Origin of the sequence: Demequina iriomotensis (assembly GCF_000971395.1) — a bacterium.
Lineage (GTDB): Bacteria > Actinomycetota > Actinomycetes > Actinomycetales > Demequinaceae > Demequina > Demequina iriomotensis.
Map to the genome: position 1 here is coordinate 112,925 of NZ_BBME01000012.1, position 26,932 is coordinate 139,856.

Genomic DNA, 26,932 nt, shown 5'->3' on the forward strand with positions numbered 1-26,932 from the left:
TCAGGCCGCCGACCAGCCGCCGTCCGACGGCAGGATCGCGCCGTTGAGGTTGACGCCGTCGTCGGAGAGCAGGAACGTGATCGACGCGGCGAGCTGCTCGGCCGCGACCGGCGCCGGGAGCACGGCCATCGCGGTGGTGATCCGCTCCTGCGCGAGCTCCGAGTCGAAGCGGGCCTCGATGTTGGTGATCACGGGTCCCGGCGCGACCGCGTTGACGCGGATGCCCGACGGCCCGTAGAGGAACGCCGTGCTCTTGGTCATGCCGACCACGGCGTGCTTCGACGCCGTGTAGGCGACGCCTGCGGCGGATCCGCGGAGACCGGCCTCGGACGCGACGTTGACGATCGCCCCCGCGCCGGCCTCGAGCATGCGCGGCAGCACCGCTCGCGACAAGCGCATCACGCCCTCGACGTTGACCGCGAACACGCGCGACCAGACATCGTCCGCGACCTCGTGCAGGCCGGTCATGTTGTCCATGATCCCTGCCACGTTCGCGAGCGCGTCGATGCGGTCGCCCGCGGCCTCGAGCACGCGCGCGATGTCGCCCTCCCGGGTGACGTCGGCGGTCACGGTGGTGACATCGAGCCCGTCGAGCTCGGCCGCGAGCTGGGTGAGGCGCTCGGCGGAGATGTCGAGCGCGATGACGCGGCCGCCCTCGCGGGCGACGCGCGCGGCCGTGGCGCGACCGATGCCCGAGCCGGCGCCGGTGACCACCACGGTCTTGCCGGTGAAGCGGCCGTCGGTGACACGCTCCTCCCACTCGGGGGCCTCCGCTGCGGCGGCGACGGGAGCCGAGGGCTCCTCGTCGGACGATGCCGCGGCGACGGGCGCGGACGGATCGGCCGCGCGACGCGCGGTCTCGGCGACGAGCCCGTCGAGCAGCTCCTGGCTGAAGCGGCCGCCGGAGATCTTGACGAGCTTGTTCATCGAGAAGCGCTTCACGGGTGCGAGCGTCTTCTCGGACTGGCCGGCCTCGGCGAGCATCTCGCGCATGACCTGGCCGGCGACGGGGTGGGCGAGCCAGTCGGCGACCTTGGTGTCGCCGGTGGGCAGGGTGGTGGACATGACTTCCTCTCGGTGGGGAGTGGAGAGACTGCGGACGTCGCGACGGGGCGACGATGCGCGGGCGGCTCCGGGGAAAGCCGAAGGGACGGCGGCCGGCGCGGCCGGGCCGTGCGGCGTGACGCCGATGCGTCGCCGGGACGGCGGGGCTGTGTCGACCATGTGCTCCCTCTGCTACCGGACAACTCTGTCCGGTCATCCCACCCTATACATTCGACCCATGGCGACCAAGACGAATCGCGGGCCCAGCGCGGCCGCCGAGAACCGCGCCGCGCTCGTCGCCGCCGCGCGGGACGTCTTCGCGGCGAACGGCGTGGAGGGACCGGTCTCCGCGGTCGCGCGCCGCGCCGGCGTGGGACAGGCGAGCCTGTACCGCCACTTCCCCACGCGCGAGTCGCTGGTGTACGCCGTGTTCGACGAGAACCTCACGGCGATCGAGACGCTCGCCGCGGACCCGGGTACCACGCTCCGCGACGTCACCGACCTGGTCACGCACCAGATCGAGGGCACCGCCGCGATCATCACGTACGCCGCGACGGACGACGGTCCCGAGATGCGGGCGCTCGAGCGCCGCATGGCGCGCGCGATCGCCGGCAAGGTGGACCTCGCGCGCACGGACGGCACGCTCGCGCCCGGCACGACGGCGGAGGACATGCTGCTCGCGATCGGCATGCTCGCCGCGCTCGTCGCGCGCGTGCCCGCCGATCAGCGGCACGCGCGCGTCGAGGAGGCCTGGGGCCTGCTCATGCGGGGCCTCGGGCCGGCGTAGGCCCGACCGCATCGTCTCTCAGGCCGAGTCGCGCACCACCAGCTCGAGCGGCAGGATCAGCTCGCGCGGCAGGTCGACCGCGCCGTTGAGCACGTCGATGAGGATGTCGGCCATGTGCCAGCCCATCTGCCGCGACGGCTGACGCACGGTCGTGAGCCCGACGCCCGTCGACACGGCGGCCGCGCTGTCGTCGAATCCCACGAGCGCCATGTCGTCCGGGATGCGGATGCCGCGGTCGAGCAGCACCGGCACCGCGCCCGACGCCATGAGGTCGGAGGCGACGAACACCCCGTCGACGGGCTCGCGCCACTCGAGGATCTCGCGCATGGCGGCGGCCCCGCCGAACATCGTGAAGTCTCCGTCGACCACGGGGCCCGCGGCGACGCCGGCCGCGTCCAGCGCCTGACGCCACCCCGTGAGGCGGTCGATCGAGCTCTGCATCGTCAGCGGGCCCGCGATGGTGGCGATGCGCGTGCAGCCGCGATCGATGAGCCGCTGCGTCGCGAGCGCGCCGCCCGCGACGTTGTCGACGTCGACCACGTAGGTGTCGTTGCCCGCGACCGAGGTGCGACCGCCGTACACGACCGGCAGCGACTCCGTGAGGCGCCGCAGGAACCGGTCGCTGGTGTGGTGCGAGACCACGATCGCGCCGTCGACCGCACCGCCGCCGAGGTAGCGCATCGTCTTCCCGCTCGGGTCGTGGTTGGCGACCATGAGGTTGAGCACGTAGTCGGAGTCCTCGAGGCGGGCGTCGATGCCCGACACGATCTCCGCGAAGAACAGGTCGCCGAAGAAGCGGTTGACGTCCTCGGGGGCGACCAGCGCGATCGCCTGCGACTGTTGGCTCACGAGCGACCGCGCCGCGCGGTTGGGCACGTAGCCCAGCTCCTGGACCGCCCGGCGGACCGCCTCCGCGATGGGCTGGGACACCGACGTCGACCCGTTGACGACGCGGGACACGGTCGCGCGGGACACTCCCGCGCGCGCGGCGACCAGCTCGAGCGTGGGCGGCGGGGTCCGCCCCGGAGCGGTCACGATCGGATCCTCGTCGGCGGGCATGGGGACATCCTTGCGGAGATCACGCCATGCCCGCCGCACGTGCGAGGCATGTCGCGCCTAGCCCTTCACCGCCCCCGCCATGATGCCGGAGACGAGCTGACGCCCGGCGAACATGAACAGGAGGAGCAGCGGCACCGTTGCCAGCAGGACGCCCGCGAGCACGAGCGAGTAGTCGACGAAGTAGTTCGCCTGGAGGATCGACAGCGACACCGGCAGCGTCGGGTTGTTCGAGTCGAGCACGATGTACGGCCACATGAAGTTGTTCCAGCTGGTCACGAACGTGAAGAGGAACAGCATGGCCGCGGCGGGACGCGCCGCCGGGAGGCCGACGTGCCAGAACGTGCGGATCATCGAGCAGCCGTCGACTCGCGCCGCCTCGATGAGCTCGGTGGGCAGCGACTGCGAGATGTACTGCGTCATCCAGAACACGCCGAACGCCGTCACCAGGCCCGGGATGATGACCGCGCCCACGCTGCCCGTCCAGCCGAACTTCTGCATGAGGATGTACAGCGGCACGATGCCGAGCTGGACCGGCACCGCCATCGTCGCGACGACGCCGACGAGCAGCGGACCCGAGCCCTTGAACCGGAGCTTCGCGAACGCGTAGCCGGCGAGGGTGGACAGCACCACGGTCGAGACGGAGACCGACGTCGAGACGACGATCGAGTTCCAGAGGGCCTTCCAGAAGTTGACGGCCGGGTTGTTGATGACCGTCGCCGCGTTCTCGAGGAAGTTGCCGCCGGGCCACCACGACAGGTTGGGGTCGTTGATGGTGAAGCGGTCGCCCGACGCGATCAGGAACGACCAGTAGAACGGGAACACCGACGCGATGAGGAAGATCGCCAGCGCGGCGTACGTGAACCAGCTGGGGCGCATCGTCGACACGGCGCTCGCGCCCTGCTTGGCGCGCTTGAGGGGGTTGACGATGGTGGTCACTGGGACACCTTCTTCCGCTTCGGCGCCTTGGCGACCGTGTCGCCCGCGATGAAGCGCTGCGTGATGAAGAAGTTCAGCAGGCCGAAGGCGACGATGATGATGAACAGGATCCACGCGACCGCCGCCGCACGGCCGAAGTCGAAGTCGACCCAGCCCATGTTGTAGAGGTACAGCGTGATGGTCTCCCACTGGTGGTTCGAGCCGCCCTGGCCGTTGGTGTCGTACATGCGGGGCTCGTCGAAGATCTGCAGGCCGCCGATGGTCGACGTGATGATGACGAAGATCATGGTCGGGCGGATCTGGGGCAGGGTGACCGAGAAGAAGCGGCGCACGGTGCCGGCGCCGTCGATCGCGGCGGCCTCGTAGAGGTCGCGCGGGATGGCCTGCATCGCGGCCAGGAGGATCAGCGCGTTGTACCCGGTCCAGCGGAAGTTGACCATGGTCGCGATCGCGAAGTGGCTCGGGATGACGTCGACGTGCCAGCGGATGCTGTCGAGGCCGATGTCGTTGAGCAGCGAGTTGATGAGGCCGTAGCGGTCGCCGAACATGTTCGAGAAGATCAGCGCGACCGCCACCGGCGCGACGACGTAGGGAAGCAGCACGCCCATGCGCCAGAAGGTCTTGGCGCGGATGTTCTTGTCGAGCATCGCGGCGATGAAGGTCGCGATGATGACCTGCGGCACGGAGGACAGCAGGAAGATCGAGAAGGTGTTGCGCAGTGACAGCCAGAACTCGCGGTCCTGCAGGACGAACGCGAAGTTGTCGAAGCCGGTCATGGTGCCGGTGTTGCGCACCAGGTCCCAGTCCTGGAAGGAGATGACCGCCGTGTAGACGATCGGGAAGAGCCCGACGATCGCGAAGACGATCCAGAAGGGCGCGATGTACAGGTACGGCGACAGCTTCACGTCGAGTCGGCCGAGGCGCTGACGCCACGTGAGCGGCGTGCGCCGGCGCTCGGGGCCGCGAGGCGCCGGTGCCTGTGTCTGGGGGGTGGTGGTGGTCATGTGGTGCTTCCCCTGGTGGTGATGACGGTGCCGACGATGGGTGCGGGCCGCCTCCCGAGGGAGACGGCCCGCACCGTGGATCGACTTAGCCCAGCGCCTCGACGTCGGACTGGAACTGCGCCCACGACTCGTCGGCGGACATGGTGCCCTCCTCCACACGACGCAGGGCGTTCACCATGGCGTCGTTGACCTGGAAGTAGTGGGGGCCCTTGTACGGGGCGACCGTCACCGCAGCGGCACGCGTGGTGAAGATCTTGCCGGTCTCGGCGCCGCCGAAGAACTCGTTGGTCGCGGACTGGACGTCCTCGGACTCCGAGGCCTCGGGCTGGCTCGGGAACGCACCCACGTTCGCGAACGCCTTCGCCTGCTGCTCGGGAGCCGTCAGCCACGCGGCGAACTCGGTCGCCGCCTCGACGTTGGCACCGCTGGCCGGGACGGTCAGGTACGAGCCGCCCCAGTTGCCGCCGCCGCCCGGGAAGGCGTCGGCGATCGCCCAGTTGCCGTCCGGCGCGTTGCCGTTGATGACACCGAGCATCCAGGACGGGCAGGGCATGACGGCGAAGTCGCCGTTGGCCATGCCGGCCGCCCAGTCGTCGCCCCACTGCTGGAGGCCGGCAGAGATGCCGTCCGCCGTGGCCTGCGTGAGGGTGTCGTACATCGCCTTCACGTCGGCGTTGTCGAGCGCGATGATCGAGTCGTCGTCGGGGCTCTCGTACGGGGCCTCGAGCTGGCCGATCATGGCCTGGAGGATGGCCGGGGTCTCCTCGAAGAAGCCCTTGCCGGTCGCGTCGGTGTACTGCTTGCCGAGCTCCATGAAGTTGTCCCAGTCGCCGTCGAGCGCGGCGGCCATCGCCTCGGGCGAGGAGTCCATGCCGGCGGCGTCGATCGCGTCGACGTTGTAGCAGATGGCCTCCGGGCCGATGTCGGTGCCGTAGCCGATGAGACGGCCGTCCTTGTCGGTCGCCGCGTCGGTCTTCCACTGCAGCCAGCGGCCGTCGACGTCGGAGGAGGTCAGGTCCGCGAGCAGGTCCGAGTACTGCATGGCCTCGGGCAGCCAGTCGACCTCGATCGCCTCGACGTCCGCGAGGCCGCCGGGGCCCAGCTTGGTGAAGAAGTTCTCGCGCGCCGTGTTCGAGGTGTCCGCGACGTTGTAGACGATGTCGACGTTGGGGTGAAGCTCCTCGTACTCCGCGATGAGGTCGTAGGCGTAGTCACCGCCCTCCGACTCGCCGGAGTAGCCGAACTGGTTGAAGGTCGCCAGCGTCAGGGTGATCTGCTCTTCCGAGCCGGAACCGCCGTCGGTGCCGGCCGGCGAGCCCGAGGCCTCCGGGTCGCTGCTGTCGCTGCAGCCCGCGAGGGCGATGGCAAGGGTCGCGGCTCCCGCGGCGAACCCGAGGGTGGTCTTGCGTCGTGAGAAGCTCACGTTCACTCCTTTGTGTCCGTACTGATGGGTGATCGTGAGAGCGCTCTCGCTGTGAGAGCGCTCTCTCGCATCGGCTTCAAGGTATTGCCCCGCCGGGCACGTGTCAAACCGTTTCGACGGGCGTCGTTCTTTCGTATCCGAAACGTTACGAATCCGTGAGCGAGGCCTCGGAGGAGGCGCACCGACGGTTGCGCGATCGTGACCCGAACGGCCTTGCGCGTGGGGCGGCGCGGCGAGAGCATCGACCTATGAAGCGCTCGTTAGCAGGGATCTTGCTCGGGTCACTGAGTGCCCTGGGCGCCCTGGGCGCGCTGACAGCCTGCGCCGCGCCGGCCGGTGACGGCCTCGACGCGGCCGGCAGCCCCGTGGCCCGCTACGACTGGGATCCCGGCTCGGGCGGGGACGCGGCGCTCATGGAGGGGACGCTCGCGCTGCGGGACGGCTGCCTGTACATCGTGGGCGAGGGCGACGCCGACGGCCTCACGGTGGTCCCGGTGCTCTCCCGCGAGCTTGCCGCCTGGGACGCGACGGCGGAGGTGCTGACCTACGCCGGCCGGGACTACGCGATGGGCGACACCGTGTTCGCCGGCGGCGGCTGGGGCGCGCCCACCCCCGACATGACGATCCCGGACGCATGCGTGCCCGACGAGTGGGGCGAGGTCATGCACGTCCAGGACGTCGACCTCGAGCCCTACGCAGGCTGACGGACCAGGGTCGCCTGACCGATCACGCGTGATCCCTGGTAGAGCACCAGCGACTGGCCCGCGGCAACGCCCCGCATGGGCTCCTCGAGCGTGACGGCGACCCGCGCATCGTCCCGCGTCACGGTGCCGCGCACGGGTGCGCCGTGCGCGCGCACCTGGACCTCGCACGGGGTCGCGCCGCGCGCCGGCACGTCCTCCGCGAGCCACACGACGTCCTCGCCCACGAGCGTGCGCACGCTCAGCAGCGTCTCGGGGCCGACGGTCACCACGTTGCGAGTCGTGTCGATGCCGGTGACGTAGCGCGGCGCGCCGTCGGCGGCCGGACGGGGCAGGCGCAGCCCCTTGCGCTGCCCGACGGTGAAGGCGTAGGCGCCGGCGTGCTCGCCGACGACCGCGCCGTTCTCGTCGACGATGTCGCCGGGGCGCTCCCCCAGCTCGCGCGCGAGGAATCCCTGCGTGTCGCCGTCGGCGACGAAGCAGATGTCGTAGGAGTCGGGCTTGTTCGAGACGCCCAGCCCGCGCGCGACCGCCTCGGCGCGCACCTCGGCCTTCGAGGCGACGGTGCCGAGCGGGAACATCGCCCGCGCGAGGCGATCGGGGCCCATGACGGCGAGCACGTAGCTCTGGTCCTTCGCGGCATCGGCGGCGCGGTGCAACTCGCGCGCGCCGTCCTCGCGCACGTCGATCCGCGCGTAGTGCCCGGTGCACACCGCGTCGAAGCCGAGCGCCACGCCGCGCTCGAGCAACGTGTCGAACTTGATGTGCTCGTTGCAGCGCACGCACGGGTTGGGGGTGCGGCCGGCGGCGTACTCGGACAGGAAGTCCTGGACCACGGTGTCGTGGAACTCGTCGCTGAGGTCCCACACGTAGTACGGGATGCCCAGCTTGTCCGCCGCGCGCCGCGCATCGTTGGCGTCCTCGATCGAGCAGCAGCCGCGGGAGCCGGTGCGGTGCTCGGCGCGGCTGCGCGAGAGCGCCATGTGCACGCCGACCACGTCGTGGCCCGCGTCCTTCGCGCGCGCGGCCGCGACAGCGGAGTCGACCCCGCCGGACAGGGCGGCGAGCACGCGCATGGGGACCTCCCGGTGATGAACCCCACAAGTGTACGAGGCGCGCACGGAGCGTCGGCCGGGCCTGCCCGAAACGGGCGCTCGCCCGGCACGCGAATCGTCGCACCACGCCGGTGCCCTCGCCTTCGCGCATAGGATCTTGAGACTTGCCGGCGGCGCACCGGCTTCGCGCAGGGGATCTTGAGATCACCGAGGTCGCCTGCGGCGCAGTGCCACGGCACAGCCCGCAGCACCGCCTGCGGCACAGCCCCGCGGCGCACCCGGGCACCGCAGCCCGGGGCGACCTCAAGATCTCATGCGCGAAGCGCCGATCCACCCCGGAAATCTCAAGATCCCCTGCGCGGAGCGCGGCGCGGCGGCGAGGCGGCGGCGGCGCGAAGCGCGAAGCGCGGCGGGGCGGCGGGGCGGCGGCGCGAAGCCCCGCGGCACCATCGCCGCAGGCTCGCCTCAGCGCCGTCCGATGCGCCGCTCGAGCTCGGCGACCTCCCGCGTCACCGCCGCGACCAGCTCGTCGCGCCGCGCGGCGTCCACCCGGTCCGCGGGGTAGGTCACCGCGATCGCCGCGACGGGCCAGCCCGCGTGGTCGCGCACCGCCGCCGCGACCGAGGCGAGGCCCGGGGTGACGTCGCCCTCCTCGCGCGCGTGACCTCGCGCACGCGTCTCGCGTACCAGCTCCTTGAGCGCCGCGTAGCTCTGCGGCGAACCCTCCGGGGCGCCGGTGAACGCGTCGCGGCCCGGGTACAGCGCCCGCAGCTGGGCGTCGGGGAGCGCCGCGAGCAGGGCGCGGCCGGTGGCCGTCGCGAGCGCAGGCAGTCTCACCCCCACGTCGGTGATGAGCGGCGGCCGCCGCGGCGCGCGCTCCTCGACCAGGTAGACCACGTCGCGCCCGCTGAGGACGGCGAGGTGCGCCGACTCCCCCACGCGGTCGACCAGCGCCGCGAGCACCGGAGCGCCCAGACGGGCGAGAGGCTGCTGGCGGGAGAAGCCGGAGCTGAGCTCGTAGGCCGCGACCCCGAGCCCGTACCGCCCCTCCTCGGGAAGGTGCACCACGTAGCCGTGCGCGATCATCGCGGCGAGCTGCCGGTACAGCGACGCGCGCGGGATCCCGAGGGCCGTGGCGAGCGCGCCCGCGGTCACGGGGCCGCGTTGACGCGCGAGGAAGGTGAGCAACGCGAGCGCCTGGTCGACGGCGGGCGCGGTCGGACGCGACCGGGCTGACGTTTCGGGCATGCTTCCAGTCTCACATATGAGACACGGGCCCCGATCTGCGGCCGCCGCCCGCGTCCCCACCGCAGTTCCATAGAGGCATGAGCACGATCACCTCCCCCGCGCAGGTCCGGATCGGCGTCGGCGCGCTGAGCCTCGCCGACGTCGTCGCCGTCGCGCGTCACGATGCCCGCGTCGAGATCTCCCCCGACGCCCTCGCCGCGATGGCCGCGTCGCGCGCCGTCGTCGAGTCGCTGGCCGCCGACCCCGAGCCTCACTACGGCGTCTCGACCGGCTTCGGCGCGCTCGCCACCACCTTCATCGACCGCGACCGCCGCGCGCAGCTCCAGCTCAGCCTGGTGCGCTCGCATGCCGCGGGCTCCGGTCCGGAGGTCGAGCGCGAGGTGGTCCGCGCGCTCACGCTGCTGCGCCTCTCGACGCTCCTCACCGGCCGCACCGGCGCGCGCCCGCTCGTCGCCGAGACCTATGCGGCGATGCTCAACGCGGGCATCACGCCCATCGTCCACGAGTACGGCTCGCTCGGCTGCAGCGGCGACCTCGCCCCGCTGTCCCACGTCGCGCTCGCGGCGATCGGCGAGGGTCCCGTGCGCGACGCCGAGGGCACGCCGATGAACGCCCGCCACGCCCTCGCCGCCGCCGACATCGCGCCGCTGCACCTCGAGGAGAAGGAGGGCCTCGCCCTCATCAACGGCACCGACGGCATGCTGGGCCAGCTCGCCCTCGCGCTCGCGGACCTCGACACGCTCGTGAGCACCGCCGACGTCACGGCCGCGATGAGCGTCGAGGCGCTGCTCGGCTCCGACTCGCCGTTCGCCGCCGACCTCCAGGCGCTGCGCCCCCACCCGGGCATCGCCGCCGCCGCCGCGAACATGCGCCGGGTCCTGGCCGGATCGCCCATCGTCGCGAGCCACCAGACGCCCGAGTGCACGCGCGTCCAGGACGCCTACTCGCTGCGCTGCGCCCCCCAGGTCGCCGGCGCCGTCCGCGACACCCTCGCGCATGCCCGCACGGTCGCCGACCGCGAGCTCGCGGCCGCGGTCGACAACCCCGTCGTCACCCTCGACGGCCGCGTCGAGTCGAACGGGAGCTTCCACGGCGCCCCCGTCGCATACGTGCTCGACTTCCTCGCGATCGCCGTCGCGGACCTCGCGTCCATGTCCGAGCGTCGCATCGACCGCATGCTCGACCCCGCGCGCAACCACGGCCTGCCGCCGTTCCTCGCGCACGAGGTCGGCGTCGACTCGGGCCTCATGATCGCGCAGTACACCGCTGCGGGCGTGGTGAGCGAGATGAAGCGCCTCGCGGCGCCGGCGACGGTCGACTCGATCCCGTCGTCCGCGATGCAGGAGGACCACGTGTCGATGGGCTGGCACGCCGCGCGCAAGCTGCGCACCGCCGTCGACGGGCTCTCCCGCGTGCTCGGCATCGAGCTCATGACCGCATCCCGCGCCCTCGCGCTCCGCGCGCCCCTCGCCCCCGGCGAGGCCACCGGGGCCGCCGCCGCGTGCATCGTCCGCGCCGCCGCTCCCGGGCCCGACCGCTTCGTCTCCCCCGACATCGACGATGCCGTGGCCGCCGTCCGCTCGGGCGGCGTCCTCGCGGCGGTCGAGACCACCATCGGCCCGCTCAGCTAAGGAGCCCACCATGACCACCACCTCCCGCACCGTCCGCGCCGCGCGCGGCAGCGAGATCACCGCGAAGTCCTGGCAGACCGAGGCGCCGATGCGCATGCTCATGAACAACCTCGACCCCGAGGTCGCCGAGCGCCCCGAGGACCTGGTGGTCTACGGCGGCACCGGCCGCGCCGCGCGCAGCTGGGAGGCGTACGACGCGATCGTCGCCACCCTGCGCGATCTGGAGTCGGACGAGACGCTCCTGGTCCAGTCCGGCAAGCCCGTCGGCGTGTTCCGCACGCACGAGTGGGCGCCGCGCGTGCTCATCGCCAACTCGAACCTCGTGGGCGACTGGGCGACGTGGCCCGAGTTCCGCCGTCTCGAGGCGCAGGGCCTCATGATGTACGGCCAGATGACCGCGGGCTCATGGATCTACATCGGCACGCAGGGGATCCTCCAGGGCACGTACGAGACCTTCGCGGCCGCCGCCCGCCAGCGCGCCGAGCGCGAGGGCCGCGACCCGCGCACCGCCTCGCTCAGGGGCACGCTGACGCTCACCGGCGGCGCCGGCGGCATGGGCGGCGCGCAGCCGCTCGCCGTCACGCTCAACGAGGGCGCGTGCCTCATCGTCGACGTCGACGCGAGCCGCCTCGAGCGCCGCGTGGCGCACGGCTACCTCGATACCGTCGCATCGTCGCTGGACGATGCGGTGGCACAGGCCGTCGCCGCCCGCACCGAGGGCCGCGCGCTGTCCGTGGGCGTCGTCGGCAACACGGCCGAGGTGTTCCCCGAGCTGCTGCGTCGCGGGGTCCCGATCGACCTGGTGACCGATCAGACCTCGGCCCACGACCCGCTGTCGTACTTGCCCGTCGGGTACACCGTCGAGGAGTGGCACGCGCGCGCCGAGGCCGACCCCGAGGGCTTCACGCGCGACGCCCGCGCCGCGATGGCCGCGCACGTCGAGGCGATGGTCGGCTTCATGGACGCCGGCGCCGACGTGTTCGACTACGGCAACTCGATCCGCGCGGAGGCGCAGCTGGGCGGCTACGACCGCGCGTTCGCGTTCCCCGGGTTCGTGCCCGCGTACATCCGCCCGCAGTTCGAGGAGGGCCGCGGCCCGTTCCGCTGGGCCGCGCTCTCGGGCGACCCGGAGGACATCGCGAAGACCGACCGCGCGCTCATGGAGCTCTTCCCCGAGCACGAGTCGCTCCACCGCTGGCTCAAGGCCGCTGGCGAGAAGGTCCACTTCGAGGGCCTCCCAGCGCGCATCTGCTGGCTCGGCTACCAGGAGCGACACCTCGCGGGCCTCAAGTTCAACGAGATGGTCGCGACCGGCGAGCTGTCCGCGCCCATCGTCATCGGCCGCGACCACCTCGACTCCGGGTCGGTCGCGTCGCCGTACCGCGAGACCGAGGCGATGAAGGACGGCTCGGACGCGATCGCCGACTGGCCGTTGCTCAACGCGCTGCTCAACACCGCCTCGGGCGCGACCTGGGTGTCGCTCCACCACGGCGGCGGCGTGGGCATCGGCCGCTCGATCCACGCGGGCCAGGTCACGGTCGCCGACGGCACCGACCTCGCGGCGGAGAAGATCGCGCGCGTGCTGGTCAACGATCCCGGCACGGGCGTGATGCGCCACGTGGACGCGGGCTACGCGCACGCGAAGGACGTCGCCCGCGAGCGCGGCCTGCGCGTGCCGATGCTGGACGCCTGATGGCGGCTGCCACCATGACCGTGATCGACCCCGTCGCCGCGCTCGCCGAGCTCGCGCCCGTCGGCGCCGACCCGGTCCGCGGAGGCTGGTCGCGGCATCTGCTCGATGACGCGGACCGCGGGATGCGCGCGTGGTTCGTGCGCACCGCCGAGTCGCTCGGGCTCGCCGTCGAGACCGACGCGAACGCCAACCAGTGGGCGACCTGGGCGCCCGCGGGCGCCACCGGCAAGGCCCTCGCGACCGGCAGCCACCTCGACTCGGTGCCCGGCGGCGGACCGCTCGACGGCCCGCTCGGCGTCGTGTCGGCGCTGGCGGCCGTCTCGCGGCTCATGGCCGAGGGTCACGCCCCGGCGCGGCCGATCCGGGTCGCGAACTTCGCCGAGGAGGAGGGCGCCCGCTTCGGCGTGCCGTGCCTGGGCTCGCAGCTGCTCGCCGGCGAGCTCGACACCGGCCGCGTGCGCGACCTGGCCGATGCGTCCGGCGCCACCTACGCGGACGTCATGACCGCGGCGGGATACGACCCCGGCGCGATCGGCCGCGATGAGCCCCGCCTGCGCGGGATCGCGGCGTACGTCGAGCTCCACATTGAGCAGGGCCGCCAGCTCGAACCGCTCGGCACGCCGGTCGGACTGGCGACCAGCATCCTCGCGCACGGCCGCTGGCGGCTCACCGTCACGGGGCGCGGCGACCACGCCGGCGCCACGGAGCTCGACTCGCGTCGCGACCCCATGGTCGTCGCCGCCGAGGTGGTCCTCGCGGCCCGCGACCGCGCCGTCGCGGCCGACCCGGCGACGCGATCGCGCGCCACGGTCGGCAAGCAGCGCATCGTCCCCGGCGGCTCGAACGCGATCGCGTCCCAGGTCACCCTGTGGCTCGACGCCCGCGCGGAGCACGACGTGGACGTGCGCGCGCTCGTCGACGCGATCCTGACGGACGCGGCGAACGCCGCCGCCGCCGAGGGCTGCGACGTCGAGGTCGCCGAGGAGTCCTTCTCCACGCGCGTGGCCTTCGACGCCGCGCTCACGGACGCGATGGACGATGCGCTGGGCGGGGTCCCGCGCATCCCCACCGGCGCGGGGCACGACGCGGGCATCCTGTCGGCCCACCTGCCTGCGGCGATGATCTTCGTGCGCAACCCCGACGGCGTCTCGCACTCGCCGCACGAGGGGGCCTCCGACGAGGACATCCGCGCCGGCGCCGACGCGCTCACCACCGTGCTGCGAGCGCTCACGTGAGGATCGCCTGCGAGCGCCTGGTCACGCGCGACGAGGTCCTCGATCACGCGCTGATCGACCTCGACGGCGACGGCCGCGTGATCGCGGTCGAGAGCGACCGGCCCGGCGCGCGTGCCGACCATGTGCTGGCCCTCGCGATCCCGGGGCTCGCCAACACCCACAGCCACGCGTTCCACCGGCTGCTGCGCGGGCGCACGCACGCGGGCGGCGGGGACTTCTGGCGCTGGCGCGACACGATGTACCGGGTGGCGGGCTCGCTCGATCCCGACCGCATGCGCGCGGTCGCGACGGCCGTCTACTCCGAGATGGTCGCCGCCGGCTACACGGCCGTGGGCGAGTTCCACTACCTCCACCACCGCCCGGGCGGGCTCCCGTACCCCGACCACGCGATGGAGATCGCGCTCGCCGAGGCGGCCGCCGAGGCCGGGATCAGGCTCACGCTGCTCGACGCGGCATATCTGCGCGCGGGCTTCGGCAAGGCGCCCGAGGGCGCGCAGCTGCGCTTCTCCGACGGCACCGCGGAGCGGTGGCTCGAGCGGTGGCACCGGCTCCGCGGCGCGCTCGCGTCCTCCCATCCGGAGGTGACGCTCGGCGCCGCCTTGCACTCGGTGCGTGCCGTCGCGCCCGAGGACCTCGGGCTCGCGGTCGGGGGCCTGCCCGCGGACGCCCCGCTCCACGTGCACCTGTCCGAGCAGCCCGCGGAGAACGCGGACTGCGTCGCCGCCACGGGCATGACGCCCACCGTGCTGCTCGACCTCACCGGGGCGCTGTCCGCGCGCACCACGGTGGTCCACGCGACCCACCTCACCGACGCGGACATCGCGCGGCTCGGCGCGGCCCGCGTCAGCGTCTCGATGTGCCCCACCACGGAGGCCGACCTCGGCGACGGGCTGGGCCACGCGGCCGAGCTCCACGAGGCGGGGGCGCGCCTCACGATCGGCTCCGACCAGAACGTGGTGATCGACCCGTTCGACGAGGTCAGGCGGCTCGAGGGCGGCGCGCGCCTCGCCTCCGGCAGGCGCGGGGTGCTGCCCCTCGGCACGCTGTGGGACGCCGCGACCACCGCGGGCCACACCTCGCTGCGGCCGGGCGCCCGGACCGGCATCGAGGTGGGCGAGCAGCTCGACCTCGTGGCGCTCGCGCCGCGCTCGGCGCGGCTCGCAGGCGTGCGCCCGCACGAGCTGCTCGGCGCCGCCGCGGCGGACGATGCGGTCGCGAGCATCGTCCGCGGCCGGTACCAGGACTCCTCCGCCCTCCGCACGAGGGCGTGGGACGCATTCGAGGAGGCTTCACATGGCGAGTGAGGCGATCGTCAACATCGGCGCGCTGGCGACGATGCACGACGGCGAGGGAACGATGGGCCTGCGGCACGATGCGGCGGTGGTGGTCGAGGACGGCCGCGTCGCGTGGGTGGGCGCCACGTCCCAGGCGCCCGCCGCGGACACGGTCACCGATGCCGACGGCGCCGCCGTCATCCCCGGCTTCGTCGACTCGCACACGCATGCGGTGTTCGGCGGCGACCGCACCGCGCAGTTCGACGCCCGCATGTCCGGCGCCCCGTACACCGCGGGCGGGATCCGCTCGACGGTCGCGGCGACCCGGGCATCGTCCACCGAGGAGCTGGCGTCGCGCACGCGGCGGCTCCTCGACGAGGCCCTGCGCTCCGGCACCACCACCGCCGAGATCAAGAGCGGCTACGGGCTCGACGTCGCGACCGAGCGGCGCCTGCTCGAGGTCGCCGCGCGCTTCACCGACGAGGTCACGTTCCTGGGCGCGCACGTGGTCGCCCCCGAGATGACGGACCGGCGCGGGGACTACGTGGACCTGGTCGCCGGGCCGATGCTCGCCGAGGCCGTTCCCCTGGCGCGCTGGATCGACGTGTTCTGCGAGGAGGGCGCGTTCGACGTCGAGGAGACGCGGCGCATCCTGTCCGCGGGCCGCGACGCGGGCCTGGGGCTGAGGCTCCACGCGAACCAGCTGACGATGTCCGGCGCGGCGGCGCTCGGGGTCGAGCTGGGCGCCGCGAGCATCGACCACTGCACGTTCCTGTCCGACGAGGACGTGGAGGCGCTGGCCTCCTCGGGCACGGTCGCGACCTTCGTGCCGGGCGCCGAGTTCTCGACCCGCCAGCCGTACCCGCGCATCGAGCGGCTGCGCGACGCGGGCGTCACGTGGGCGATCGCGTCCGACTGCAACCCTGGCTCGAGCTACACGACGAGCATGCCGTTCTGCATCGCACTCGCGGTGCGCGAGATGGGGATGACGCCGGGCGAGGCCGTGCGCGCGGCGACCCTGGGAGGCGCGCAGGCGCTGCGCCGTGAGGACGTCGGCCGCATCGCCGTCGGGGCCCGCGCGGACCTGGTCATGCTCGACGCCCCCGACCCGGTGCACCTGGCGTACCGGCCGGGCGTGGCGCTGGTCGACCGCGTGTGGCGCGAGGGCCTCGAGACGCGCGGGTGGGCGCCGCGGACCTGATCACCACCCTCCTCTCCGCACGGGAAGACGCCGGCGGGTCCGGATCGACGCGATTCGCATCGATCCGGACCCGGCGGGCTGGAGTGGTGCAGGCGGCTCAGCCGAGCAGCCGCTCCCTGAGCGCGTCGACCGTCTCCGGTGCGCCGCCGTGCGCGAGGAACCACGCGTGCACTCCGCCGTCGAGCGCGTCCCATGCATCGAGCACGCCCTCGATCGCGTCACGCGGGGCGAGCATCGCATCGGCGGGGATCTTCGACAGGTCGTACGCCTGCGCGATCCCCGCGGCCTCCGCCATCGCCGCCCACGTGGCCGCCATGCGGGCGGTGACGCCCGGCATGTTGGCGGTGGTGAGCACGTAGTCGGCGATGATCTCCTCACGCGACACGCCCAGCAGCGCCAGCACGATCGCAGCGGAGACGCCCGTGCGGTCCTTGCCTGCCGCGCAGTGGAACAGGACGGGACCCTCCTCGGTGGCGATCGCGGTGACCACGTCCACCAGCACCGTGGCGGACGAGCCGGTGATCATCACCTGGTACAGCTCGCGCATCGAGCTGCCCACGTTGTCCGCCTCGAGGGCCGCGTCCGCGAGCACCGGCAGGGACCTGACGGTGGACGATGCGGCGAACGGGTGACCGCCGCCCGTCTCCCGGGCGTCGCGCAGGTCGAGCACGGTCGCCGGCGGCCAGGGGGCGAGGCCGGCCGGGGCCTCGTCGCCCGCGAGCGGGGCGTCCGAGCGCCACACCAGGCCGCGCCGCAGTCCGGGTGCCGCGTCCGCGAGGTCGCGGGCGTTGGCCAGGGTGGTCAGGGTCTCGGTGGTCACACGAACCTCTTTCGAACGGTGGAGGAGATGAGGTCGAGGCTCATGATCACCACGAGCACGACCAGCACGATGGTCATGACGGAGCCGTACTCGAACAGCCGCAGCTGCTGGTTGAGCTCCATGCCGATGCCGCCCGCGCCCACGAGCCCGAGCAGCGAGGCCGCCCGGACGTTGCCGTCCAGCACCAGCAGGGTGTAGCTGGCCATCGTCGGGATCTGCTGAGGCAGCAGCACCCACGCCACGCGCTGGGACTTGCGCGCGCCGGTGGCGGCCGCCGCGTCCCAGGCACGCATGTCGGCGGTCTCGAAGATGTCCGCGAACAGGCGCGCCATGCCGACGGACGTGCCGAGGGTGATCGCGAGCGTTCCCGCGAAGGCGCCGAGGCCCACCGAGGCCACGAACATGAGCGCCCACATGAGCTCGGGGATCGCACGGAACACGTTGATGAACGTGCGCGCCGAGTTGCGGATCCACGGCTGCGGGAAGACGTTGCGCGCCGCGAGCAGGGCGAGCGGGATCGACAGCACCGTGCCGAAGACGGTGCCCGTGATCGCGATGCCGAGCGTCTCGATCATGAGCTCGATCGCGATCGGCAGCTCCTCCCAGTTCGGGGGGAACATGCGCGACACGAAGTCACCCACATGGGGCAGGCCCTCGACCAGCGCGGGGCCGTCGAAGCCGGAGGAGCTCGACGACCACCCGAGCACCACGATGGCCGCGAGCGCGCCGGCCACGGTGCCCCAGCTGGGCCGGCGCAGGCGCGCGAGGCGCTCGATCTCGTCGCGACGGCTCGGCGCCGCGACCGGGGTGTCCGTGCTCACGCCGTCCGCCTTCTTGTCGATGGTCGCGGTCATGCCGCCACCTCCTCACGGTGCGCGGCGTTCGCCGCGACGTCCTCGTTCGCGTACAGGCCCGCGAGCAGCGCATCGGTGACGTCCTCGACCGGGAGGTCGAAGACGATGCGCCCCTCGCGCATGCCGACGATGCGCTGGGCGACGCGACGCGCGAGCGACACGTCGTGGAGGTTGAGGACGGCGGTGAGGCCCTCCTCGCGCACCATCCGGACGATGTCGTCGATCACGCCGGCGGCGAGCACCGGGTCGAGGTTGGCCACCGGTTCGTCCGCGAGCAGCAGCTCGGGACGCTGCGATAACGCGCGGGCCAGGGCGACGCGCTGGCGCTGGCCTCCCGACAACGAGTCGGCGCGCTTGCGCACCTGGTCGCCCAGGCCCACGCGCGTCAGCAGCTCGACCGCCAAGGTACGGTCGCGCCGGCTCATCCAGTGGACGAGGCTCGTGACGGGATTCGCCGTCGCGAGCCGCCCCACCAGGACGTTCGAGAGCACGGTCGCGCGGCCCACCAGGTGGAACTCCTGGAACACCAGGCCGATGCGGTGCTGCGCGAGGCGGCGCTCCTTGCCGTGGAGGGCACCGAGCTCAACGCCCTCCACCGTCACCGCGCCCCCGCTGGGGCGCTCGAGCCCCGCGAAGCACTTGAACAGCGTGGACTTGCCCGCCCCCGAGGGGCCGAGCACGGCGACGATCTCGCCGCGCTCGACCCCGACGCTCACCTCGGTGAGCGCCTGGGTGCCGTCGGGGTAGCGGAACGTGACGTCCGCGGCCTCGAGCACCGTCATTCGACGTCCTCGAGGTTGACGCCGAGCTCCTTGGCCGCGTCCTCGAAGATGGTCCAGTCCGCATCGTCGGGGTCGATGACCTCGGTCGCGCCGCCCATGACCTGGAGCACGTCCGCATCGGTCGACCCGACGAACACGTCGGCGACCTGCTGGTAGATCTCCTCCGACAGGCCCTCGCGGCCGACCACGACGGTCGAGATCGGGATGGGGTCCGACTCGGCGACCTTCTTCACGAGCGACTCGTCGAGCGCGCCCGCGTCGACCATGTAGTCCCACAGCTGGGACGCGACAGCGGCGCAGTCGGCGGAGCCCTGCATCACGGCGATCGCGGCCGTGTCGTGCCCGCCCGCGTAGGTCTCGTTGAGGTTGTCGATGTCGACGCCCGCGTCCTTGAGCACCAGCTTGGGGATGAAGTTGCCCGAGGTCGAGCCCGGGTCGACGAACGCGATGGTGGTGTCCCCGTCGATGTCGGCGAGCGTCTCGACGCCGGACTCGGTGGAGCAGATGATGAGCGACGAGTACGGCGCGCCCGTCGCCGCGGCCACGAGCTCGACGTCCGCGACCTTCTGCGCCAGCACCGCGGGGAACGGGCTGAAGATCGCCATGTCGATGAGGTCGGAGCGCATGGCCTCGACGATGCCGAGGTAGTCGCCCGTCTCGGTGAGCTCGACGGGGATGCCGGTGGCGTCCTCGATGATGCCGGCGAGGGGCTCGAGCATGTCGAGGTAGTCGGCGTCGGCCTCGCCCGGAGGAACGCCGAGCTTGAGGACGGCGGGGGTGTCGTCGGCGCTGGCGGACGAGCAGCCGGCGAGGAGCGCGGCGGCGAACGCGGCGCCGGCGGCGACGCCGGCGACCTTGCGGGAGCGGATCATGGTCTCTGCCTTCGGTGAGAGGTTCGTGGCCGGTCGTCTAGATGACTCCGACAGCCAGGAACCTAGGGACGCCGTCCGAACTCGTGGTGACGCGCAGGTGAACTCCGGGTGACGCTTCGCAGTCATCTAGATGAATTCTCGAACCGGGGCCTACCCTGGGGTCATGCTCATCGATCGGTCGCTTCCCACGCCTCTCCACGTCCAGGTGGAGGAGCTGCTGCTCGCCGATCTCGACGCCGGCGTCTGGGAGCCCGGATCCCGCCTCCCGGCCGAGGGCGAGCTCGCCTCACGCTTCGGGGTCAACCGGCTCACCATCCGGGAGGCCATCTCGGCGCTGCGCCGGACGGGCCGCGTGGTCGCACGCCAGGGCGCGGGGACGTTCGTGACGGAGCCGCCGCTGAAGATCGACATCGACGGGTCGGGCCGGCCGACGCCGGGCTCCGCCCCGCTCACCGACTTCGCGGAGGAGGTGCTGGGCGTGCGGCGTGCGCCGCTCCCACGGCAGGCGCGGACGGAGCTCGGCGTCGACGAGGGGCTGTCCGTCGAGACCCTCTCGCGCGTCGGGGGCGCGCCGGTCATGCTCTCGCTCTACTCGCTCGCGACCGACGCGGACCCCGCCGAGGCAGCGGCCCACCTCGACGGCACCTGGTCCGCCCTCGGCATCGCGACCATCATCGGCGCGCCGCTGCGTCCCGGCTGGCGCGCCTTCGACGCGATCGCGGCGCCCCGGCGCGAGGCCACCCTCCTCGAGATCGAGGTCGGCGCGCCCCTGCTGCGCCGCAGCGGCGTCAACCTCGACCCCGCGGGCACGCCACGCACGTTCCACACGCGTGCGTACCGCTCGGACCGCCTGCGCATCGTCCTGCGCGACGGGCACGCCTGAGTCTCAGCGCGCCGCGGCGTGCGCGCGCTCGACCGCGTCGGGGAGCGCGCCGACGAGCGCGTCGACGTCCACGTCCGTCGAGGTGCGCCCCAGGCTGACACGGAGCGTGCATGCCGCATCGTCCGCCGACCAGCCCATCGCCATGGCCACGTGACTCGACTGCACCACCCCCGCGGTGCATGCCGAGCCCGAGCTCGCGGCGATCCCCGCGGCGTCGAGCAGGAAGAGCACCGACTCCGCACGCGCACCGGGGATGACCAGGTGGACGATGCCGGGGAGACGATGCGCGGGATCGCGCGGTCCCGTGACGGTCGCCTCGGGCACCGCGACCCGCACGCGGTCCACCAGGCGCGCGCGCAACGCCTCGAGGCGGGCGCGCTCGGCGGCCCGCTCGGCGATCGCATCGTCCAGCGCGGCGGCGAAGGCCGCGGCGCCTGGCGCGTCGAGCGTGCCCGACCTGACCGACCGCTGCTGGCCGCCGCCGTGAGCGAGCGGCTCCAGGGGCGCGCCGCGGCGTGCGAGCAGCGCACCGACGCCCACGGGGCCGCCGACCTTGTGCGCCGACACCGTCATCGCGTCGAGCCCGCTGCGATGGAGGTGGACGTCGAGGTGGGCCACGGCCTGCACCGCGTCGGCATGGACGGGGACGCCGAGCGCCGATGCCGCCGCCACCACCTCGGCGAGCGGCTGCACGGCACCGACCTCGTTGTTGGCCCACATGACGCTCACGAGGGAGCTGTCGGGGGTGATGGCCCGGGCGAGCTCTGCGGGATCGACGCACCCCGCGGGGTCCACGGGCAGCTCGACCAGGTCGGCGTCGCCGCGCTCGGCCAGCCACCGGGCCGGGTCCAGCACCGCGTGATGCTCGACCGCGGAGACCACGAGGCGCCGGCGCATGGCGTCCTGCCCGAGCCGCCCCCAATGGAGGCCCTTGATCGCCAGGTTGTCCGCCTCGGTCCCTCCCGAGGTGAGGATCACCTCAGGAGCGTCGGCGCCCAGCGCGGCGGCGATACGCTCGCGCGCGTCCTCGACCACGGCCCTCGCGCGCCGGCCCGCCGCGTGGAGCGACGAGGGGTTGCCCACCTCCTCCGCCGCGGCGAGCCAGGCGTCGCGCGCGGCCGGACGCAGGGGCGTGGTCGCCGCGTGGTCGAGGTACGTCACGCCGCCCAGTCTAGGAAGCGCACGGCGTCTCCGGACACGGCGACGGGGCCGGGTCTCGCGACCCGGCCCCGCCGTGCGGCCCGGTCCCTGGGACGGGGGGTTCCCAGGGACCGGACCTGTGAGGGGACTACTTCACCCCGCGCCGGTAGGACGTGATGGAGCTGGTGAGGTAACCCGGCTTCGAGGCGGTCATCTTCACCTTGATCCCGTGACCCGCATCCTTCTTGCGCAGAAGGTAGGTCGCGTGGGTGGCACCCTTGATCGGCTTGCCGTCGCGGTACCACTGGTACGTGACCTTGGCCGGCGAGGGCTTCCAGGCGACCTTGGGCGCCGGGATCTTGGTGCCGATGGTCATGGCGCCGGTGATCCGGGGCCGGGAGGGCTTCTCCCAGACCTTCGGCACGCTCACCGACTTCGACTTCACGGTCGTGGCGACGTAGCCGTCGGCCGTTCCCGTGACCGCCACCGACAGGCGCGTCCCCCGGTCCTTGACCCGCACCAGGTAGGTCGCGTGAGTCGCGCCGTCGATGGCGACGCCGTTGCGGAACCACTGGTACGTGTACTTCTCCGGGGTCGGCTCCCACGTGCCGAGGTCGACGCCCACCTTGGTGCCCACCGTGAGGCGGCCGGTGATCGCCGGCTTCGGCGCCGCGGTGAACTCGACCGGACCGGTCGCCTTCACGTCGATCGCGATGACGAACGAGGTGGCGGTGACGTCGCCCTCGATCTCGAGGAGCTGCTCGCCCTCGAGACCCTCCGGGATGGTGACGGTCACCGAGGCGGTGCCGTTGTCATCGTAGGAGCTGGTGACGATCTCGTTGGACACCGGGAAGGTGCCGAGGACCTCGCCGCCGAGGCTCACCACGACGTTGTCGTCGGTGAGGTCGGACGGACCCGTGAACATCAGCGAGCTGAGGTCGAACGAGAACTCCTCGCCCGCGGCGACCTCGAGCGAGCCGGCGGTGACGCCGACCGCGTGCTGGTCGTACTCGGTGCCGAGGCTGCCGAGCGCCGCGAGGTAGTCCACCATCGCGTCGAAGTCGACGCGAGCGCTGTCCTTGAGGTTCTCGCCGTCACGGAAGGCGGTGAAGTTGTCGCCACCGGCCGCGAGGAACGCGTTGGCCGCGACGGTGTACTCCGCCTCGAGGTCGATCGCCACGCCGTCGAGCCACATCTGGAGGATGCGCTCGCCGCGTGCGGCGGTCGGGTCGTAGGTGTAGTCGAAGCCGTCCGAGATCCCCAGCTTGAGGAACGGACGCGACGACCCGTCAGGCTGCCACTGCTGCTCGAGCACGGCCTTGATCTCCGCACCCGTGAGGGTGAGGGTCGAGAGCGTGTTGCCGAACGGCTGGACCGTGTTGGCCTGCTTGTAGGACACGCTGGTCGGGTACTCGCCCGTGCCGGCCGCGTCGCCCAGGAGGTCCGCACGCAGACCGCCGGGGTTCATGAACGCGATCTGCGCGCCGTTGGCCTCGGTCGCCCAGAGCTGCACGGTCGCGACCGCGTTGCCCAGCGTCGACTCGCCACCGCGCGCCTCGCCGTTCGACGACGTCCGCGCGCGGTAGAGCGGCTCGGTGAGCTCACCGATCGACTGAGCGCCGAGCACGGCCGCATCGGCCGCCGCAGCGTCGACGATCGCCTGCACCTCCGGGTCGGCCGGGTACACGAGCGCGCAGCTCGTGGTGCACGTCGGGTCGGCCTTCTCGGTGAGGTTGATGGTGTCGACCGCGATGCTCGCGAGCTCGTCCGTCGCGTTGTCGAACGTGAGGATGAGCTGGTCGAGGTACATGCCGTACTGCCCGGCGGAGACCACCGGACGCTTCGTCACGGCGCGACCCTCGTCGATCCAGCCCTGGACCGGGACCTCGTGGGCGTACGCGAGGTGCGTGTGGCCCGAGATCACGGCGTCGATGCTGTCGTCGAGCTCCGAGATCATCTTCCCGAAGTTGTTCGACGGGTCGACCGCGTCCGCGTAGGCCGTGGTCGGCGCGCCCTCGTGCACCAGCAGGATGATCGCGTCGGCGCCCTCGCCCTCGAGCACCTCGGCCGCGCGGTTGGCCGCGACGGCCTCGTCCTCGAACTCGAGGCCCTCGATGCCGGCGGGCGACACGAGGGACGGCGTGGTGTCGGTGACGACGCCCACGAAGCCGAGCTTCACATCGTCCTCGGTGGTCGCCGTGCCGTTGTCGAACTCGACCATCCAGGTCTCGTCGAGCGCCGGCGAGCCGTCCTCCATGCGCACGTTGGCGCCGAGGTAGGTCCACGTGGCGCCGCCGTACGGGTTGGTCTCGGCGTCGTAGTCGCCGAGCACGCGCCCGATGAGGTCCTCGTAGCCCTGGTCGAACTCGTGGTTGCCCACCGCCGAGACGTCGAGGCCCATGGCGTTCAGGGCGTCGATGGTCGGCTTGTCCTTGGCGACGAAGCTCTCGAACGTCGAGGCGCCGATGAGGTCGCCCGCCGCCGTGAACACCGAGTTGGTGTACTCCGACTCCAGCTGCTTGACGGCACCCGCCATCACCGCAGCGCCGGCCTGACCGCTCGCGAGGGTCGGCAGGATGCGGCCGTGGAAGTCGTTGGTGCCGAGCACCTGGACCTTGGTGGTGCCGAGCTCGAGCCCGATGAGCACCGGGTCGTGGTCCGACGTGCGGTACATGTCGGCCGCATAGAGGCTCTCGAGCTGCTCCGCGGTCTTGTACTCGGTGTTGTAGTCGATGACGGTCGGCTCGTCGGCGTTGATGTGGAGGTGCGCGGCGTCGCTCACCTGGTCCGCCATGGAGGCGGAGGCGAACGCGTAGTCGAGCGAGCCCCACTGGCCGTCGTAGACGTAGGAGTAGTCCTCGGCGAGCTCGACGTAGCCGGCCTCGCGGAGCACCTGGATCGGGTCCTCCTGACCGTAGGAGTTGAGGTCGCCCATGATGATGTAGTCGTCGTCCTCCACGCCGGTCGGGTGGTCGTCGAGCCAGCTCACCAGCGCCTCCGCCGCAGCGGTGCGGGCACCGTTCCAGCAGCTGGCGCCGTCACCCTGGTCGGCGTTCACGCCGTCGGTCGGGCACGAGCCCTTCGACTTCCAGTGGTTGGCGACCACCGTGAAGGTCTCACCGTCCGTGTCCTCGAAGCTCGCGGCCACCGAGGGACGGTTGTTGTCGTCGTCGAAGGACGGGTCCACCGAGTTGTCGAGGATGGCGAAGTCGCCCACCTCGGACACGGCGGCGGAGTCGTACAGGAAGCCGACGCGGATCGTGTCGGTGCCGACGATGCCGGTGTCGACGTAGGACCACGAGTCGGTCCCCGTCGCCTCGTTCATCTCGTCGGCGAGGTACGCGAGCGGCTCGACGCCGGTGGTGTTCTCGAGCTCGGCCATGCCGATGACGTCGGCGTCGAGCGCGACGAGCGCCTCGATCAGCTTCGCGGTCTGACGCTCCAGCTCCTCCTCGGAGTCCGCGCCGCGGCACTCCTGCTTGTAGCCGTCCGGGCCGCAGATGGTGCCGGCGCCGGTGGTGAGGAAGAAGTTGAGCACGTTGAAGGCCGCGACCTTGACGTCGCCGCCCACCTCGGGCGCCGCCGTCGGGCGCGGGTTCGCGTCCTGGAAGTCCGGCGTCGCCGCCGCGGCGTCCACGGGGCGCACACGCCACGCGTTCGGGGAGGACGAGGTGCCGCCCCACGTGTAGGTGAACACGCCCGACAGGCCGGTCACGGTGCTGCCGCTGCGCAGCGGGTTCTCCGCGGTGAGCGGAGCGCCGCCGAGCCCCATCGGGTCGAGGTTCTGCGCGTTGGTGAAGTCGTCGACCTTGATCTTGTTGAGGTCGTTCTCCTTCTGCAGCGCGACGGCCTCCTCGCCGGGCTCCACCACGGCGCTGGGCTGGTCGAGCTTGCCGGAGCCGGAGACCATCACCTCGTTGAAGCGACCGAGCAGGTAGGTCTCGGTGACGGTGAGCTCCTGGGCGAACTCGACGAGCATGCCCTCGTAGCGCTCGGCGAAGGTGGCGTCCGGGAAGGGCAGCGACACCTGCGCGGGCGTGACGCTCGCACCGGAGTCCAGCACCTCGACGGTGGCGGAGCCGAGCTGCGTCTGGCCCTGGTACTCGGCGACCACGCCGGTGACCGAGACCACGTCGCCCACGGCGACGGAGTCGTTCGAGGCGTTGTAGACGAAGACGGCCTCCGAGGTCGCCTCGTCCTCGTCGGCGTCCTCGTCGCGCGACTGGACGTAGAAGCCGCGGAGCGTCGGGCTCGCGCCCTCGTAGTCGCCCACGACGACGCCCTCGACCGTGACGGTCTGGCCCGCGAGCGGGCTGGTGTCGGTGGTGCCCTGGATCGCGGAGATCGGGGTGATCGCGCCGACGGTGGTGAAGGTGCTGACGAAGTCCGCCTCCATCGTGTCGGGCTCGCCGTCGAGGTCCTCGACGCGGCCGGCGTCGACGGTGAGCTCGCAGTCGGTGGCCTCGGCGATCGGCTCGGTCGGCGTGACGGTGTACACCGCGCCCTCGCCGGTGACGTCGAGCGCGAGGTCGTCCTCGCCGCAGACCAGGGAGAACGCATCGTTCAGCGCGACGTCCTCGGAGAAGGTCACCACGGGAGCGACATCGGTCGCGACGCCGATGGTGCCGTCCGCCGGCACCACGGTCTTGACCGTCGGCGCAACGTCCGCGGCCGGCTCGTCGGAGCAGTTCGCGGTGTGCGAGCCGAGGCCGGTGAAGTCGTCCTGCGCGGAGGAGGTCCACTCGAGCGAGGCATCGAATGCGTCAGTGGCATTCGTGTCGCCCGCGCAGACATCGGCGTTGCGCGTGAGCGTCTCGTTGAGTCCGCCACCCGGCCACACCGAGCCGGGGTCCACACCGACCTGCCCGAACGCATCGATCACGGTGCCGCTGTGCTTGAGCACCACGGCATCGTCGCCGTTGAAGTTGATCACGCTGCTGTTGGTCGCGTCGGCCACGGCCAGCACCGAAGCGTCGGCGGCGGCATGGGACACCACGTAGACGTCGCCCGCGGCGAGCGTGCCCGCGAGCGTCATCGACTGGCTCGCCGAGGCCGCGCCGTTCGAATAGAGCTCGAGCGTGTAGGCCGAGAGCTCGACGGCATCACCGGTGCCGTTGTAGATCTCGATGGCCTTGTTGCCGGTGCCGGAGCCCTCGACGTACTCGGAGATGAACAGGTCGCTGACGCCCTCGGCCGCGGCCGGGAGCGTGGTCAGGACCGAGACGCTCAAGGCGCCCAGGACAGAGGCCGCGCCGAGTCGACGCGCCGTTCTAGGTGGGGTGATAGTCAC

At 72.3% G+C, this 26,932-nt stretch carries 21 protein-coding genes; 8 read left to right on the plus strand and 13 right to left on the minus strand.

Annotation, left to right across the window (positions count from 1 at the left end):
• Positions 1-1,065: an SDR family NAD(P)-dependent oxidoreductase gene (locus AOM09_RS07405; RefSeq protein ID WP_062386217.1), complete on the minus strand. Its 1,065-nt coding sequence runs from the start codon at positions 1,063-1,065 to the stop codon at positions 1-3.
• 217 nt (positions 1,066-1,282) lie between these two features.
• On the opposite strand from AOM09_RS07405, the gene AOM09_RS07410 reads away from it, so the two are divergent.
• Positions 1,283-1,831, plus strand: coding sequence for a TetR/AcrR family transcriptional regulator (locus tag AOM09_RS07410; protein ID WP_062386220.1), 549 nt, complete (start codon positions 1,283-1,285; stop codon positions 1,829-1,831).
• Positions 1,832-1,849: 18 nt separating this feature from the next.
• Here AOM09_RS07410 and AOM09_RS07415 read toward each other — a convergent pair whose 3' ends face one another.
• The 4 genes from AOM09_RS07415 to AOM09_RS07430 form a co-directional block, all read right to left on the minus strand.
• Complete coding sequence (locus tag AOM09_RS07415) at positions 1,850-2,890, minus strand: LacI family DNA-binding transcriptional regulator (protein ID WP_062386224.1); 1,041 nt, start codon at positions 2,888-2,890, stop codon at positions 1,850-1,852.
• 57 nt (positions 2,891-2,947) lie between these two features.
• Positions 2,948-3,766 carry a carbohydrate ABC transporter permease gene (locus tag AOM09_RS07420; RefSeq protein WP_082098957.1) on the minus strand — a complete coding sequence of 273 codons (819 nt, stop codon included), beginning with the start codon at positions 3,764-3,766 and terminating at the stop codon, positions 2,948-2,950.
• A 56-nt stretch (positions 3,767-3,822) separates the two neighbouring features.
• On the minus strand, positions 3,823-4,830 hold the full coding sequence (locus tag AOM09_RS07425) for a carbohydrate ABC transporter permease (protein ID WP_062386230.1): 1,008 nt from the start codon (positions 4,828-4,830) through the stop codon (positions 3,823-3,825).
• 85 nt (positions 4,831-4,915) lie between these two features.
• Positions 4,916-6,253, minus strand: a complete 1,338-nt coding sequence (locus AOM09_RS07430) for an ABC transporter substrate-binding protein (RefSeq protein ID WP_062386234.1) — start codon at positions 6,251-6,253, stop codon at positions 4,916-4,918.
• Between the two features lie 272 nt (positions 6,254-6,525).
• Between AOM09_RS07430 and AOM09_RS07435 the strand changes: the two genes are divergently transcribed.
• A complete protein-coding gene (locus AOM09_RS07435; RefSeq protein ID WP_169747630.1) occupies positions 6,526-6,957 on the plus strand; it encodes a hypothetical protein in 432 nt (143 codons plus the stop codon).
• Here AOM09_RS07435 and mnmA read toward each other — a convergent pair.
• Positions 6,945-8,030, minus strand: a complete 1,086-nt coding sequence (gene mnmA / locus AOM09_RS07440; RefSeq protein WP_062386240.1) for a tRNA 2-thiouridine(34) synthase MnmA — start codon at positions 8,028-8,030, stop codon at positions 6,945-6,947. The genes AOM09_RS07435 and mnmA overlap by 13 nt on opposite strands.
• 444 nt (positions 8,031-8,474) lie before the next feature.
• The gene (locus tag AOM09_RS07445; protein ID WP_062386243.1) at positions 8,475-9,257 is read right to left on the minus strand and encodes an IclR family transcriptional regulator; all 783 of its coding nucleotides are present in this window, start codon (positions 9,255-9,257) and stop codon (positions 8,475-8,477) included.
• A gap of 77 nt (positions 9,258-9,334) precedes the next feature.
• On the opposite strand from AOM09_RS07445, the gene hutH reads away from it, so the two are divergent.
• Genes hutH through hutI form a run of 5 tightly spaced genes read left to right on the plus strand, consistent with a single transcriptional unit; the run spans position 9,335 to position 16,291 of the window.
• Positions 9,335-10,888 carry a histidine ammonia-lyase gene (hutH, locus tag AOM09_RS07450; RefSeq protein WP_062386247.1) on the plus strand — a complete coding sequence of 518 codons (1,554 nt, stop codon included), beginning with the start codon at positions 9,335-9,337 and terminating at the stop codon, positions 10,886-10,888.
• 10 nt (positions 10,889-10,898) lie between these two features.
• Positions 10,899-12,581: a urocanate hydratase gene (gene hutU, locus AOM09_RS07455; protein ID WP_062386251.1), complete on the plus strand. Its 1,683-nt coding sequence runs from the start codon at positions 10,899-10,901 to the stop codon at positions 12,579-12,581.
• Complete coding sequence (locus tag AOM09_RS07460; protein WP_082098933.1) at positions 12,581-13,816, plus strand: allantoate amidohydrolase; 1,236 nt, start codon at positions 12,581-12,583, stop codon at positions 13,814-13,816. The genes hutU and AOM09_RS07460 overlap by 1 nt, the downstream gene beginning before the upstream one ends.
• Complete coding sequence (locus AOM09_RS07465; protein WP_062386254.1) at positions 13,813-15,120, plus strand: formimidoylglutamate deiminase; 1,308 nt, start codon at positions 13,813-13,815, stop codon at positions 15,118-15,120. The genes AOM09_RS07460 and AOM09_RS07465 overlap by 4 nt, the downstream gene beginning before the upstream one ends.
• Positions 15,110-16,291 (plus strand): imidazolonepropionase, encoded by a 1,182-nt coding sequence (gene hutI / locus AOM09_RS07470; RefSeq protein ID WP_062386258.1) that lies wholly within the window; start codon positions 15,110-15,112, stop codon positions 16,289-16,291. Before AOM09_RS07465 ends, hutI begins: the two co-directional genes overlap by 11 nt.
• A 97-nt stretch (positions 16,292-16,388) precedes the next feature.
• Here hutI and AOM09_RS07475 read toward each other — a convergent pair whose 3' ends face one another.
• From AOM09_RS07475 to phnD, 4 genes are read right to left on the minus strand one after another with little or no spacing between them, the layout of a single operon-like run.
• On the minus strand, positions 16,389-17,111 hold the full coding sequence (locus AOM09_RS07475) for a tyrosine-protein phosphatase (protein WP_062386261.1): 723 nt from the start codon (positions 17,109-17,111) through the stop codon (positions 16,389-16,391).
• Positions 17,108-17,965 carry a phosphonate ABC transporter, permease protein PhnE gene (gene phnE, locus AOM09_RS07480; RefSeq protein ID WP_082098934.1) on the minus strand — a complete coding sequence of 286 codons (858 nt, stop codon included), beginning with the start codon at positions 17,963-17,965 and terminating at the stop codon, positions 17,108-17,110. The genes AOM09_RS07475 and phnE overlap by 4 nt, the downstream gene beginning before the upstream one ends.
• Positions 17,962-18,747, minus strand: a complete 786-nt coding sequence (phnC, locus tag AOM09_RS07485; protein WP_062386264.1) for a phosphonate ABC transporter ATP-binding protein — start codon at positions 18,745-18,747, stop codon at positions 17,962-17,964. Before phnC ends, phnE begins: the two co-directional genes overlap by 4 nt.
• Positions 18,744-19,619, minus strand: a complete 876-nt coding sequence (phnD, locus tag AOM09_RS07490) for a phosphate/phosphite/phosphonate ABC transporter substrate-binding protein (RefSeq protein WP_062386267.1) — start codon at positions 19,617-19,619, stop codon at positions 18,744-18,746. Before phnD ends, phnC begins: the two co-directional genes overlap by 4 nt.
• Before the next feature lie 163 nt (positions 19,620-19,782).
• Here phnD and AOM09_RS07495 point away from each other — a divergent pair, with 163 nt between their 5' ends.
• Entirely contained in the window at positions 19,783-20,502 is a 720-nt protein-coding gene (locus tag AOM09_RS07495; RefSeq protein WP_062386269.1) for a GntR family transcriptional regulator, read from the plus strand.
• Between the two features lie 3 nt (positions 20,503-20,505).
• Here AOM09_RS07495 and AOM09_RS07500 read toward each other — a convergent pair whose 3' ends face one another.
• A complete protein-coding gene (locus AOM09_RS07500) occupies positions 20,506-21,663 on the minus strand; it encodes a cysteine desulfurase family protein (RefSeq protein ID WP_062386272.1) in 1,158 nt (385 codons plus the stop codon).
• Positions 21,664-21,790: 127 nt separating this feature from the next.
• A complete protein-coding gene (locus AOM09_RS07505; RefSeq protein WP_062386275.1) occupies positions 21,791-26,872 on the minus strand; it encodes an ExeM/NucH family extracellular endonuclease in 5,082 nt (1,693 codons plus the stop codon).
• Positions 26,873-26,932: the final 60 nt, after the last annotated feature.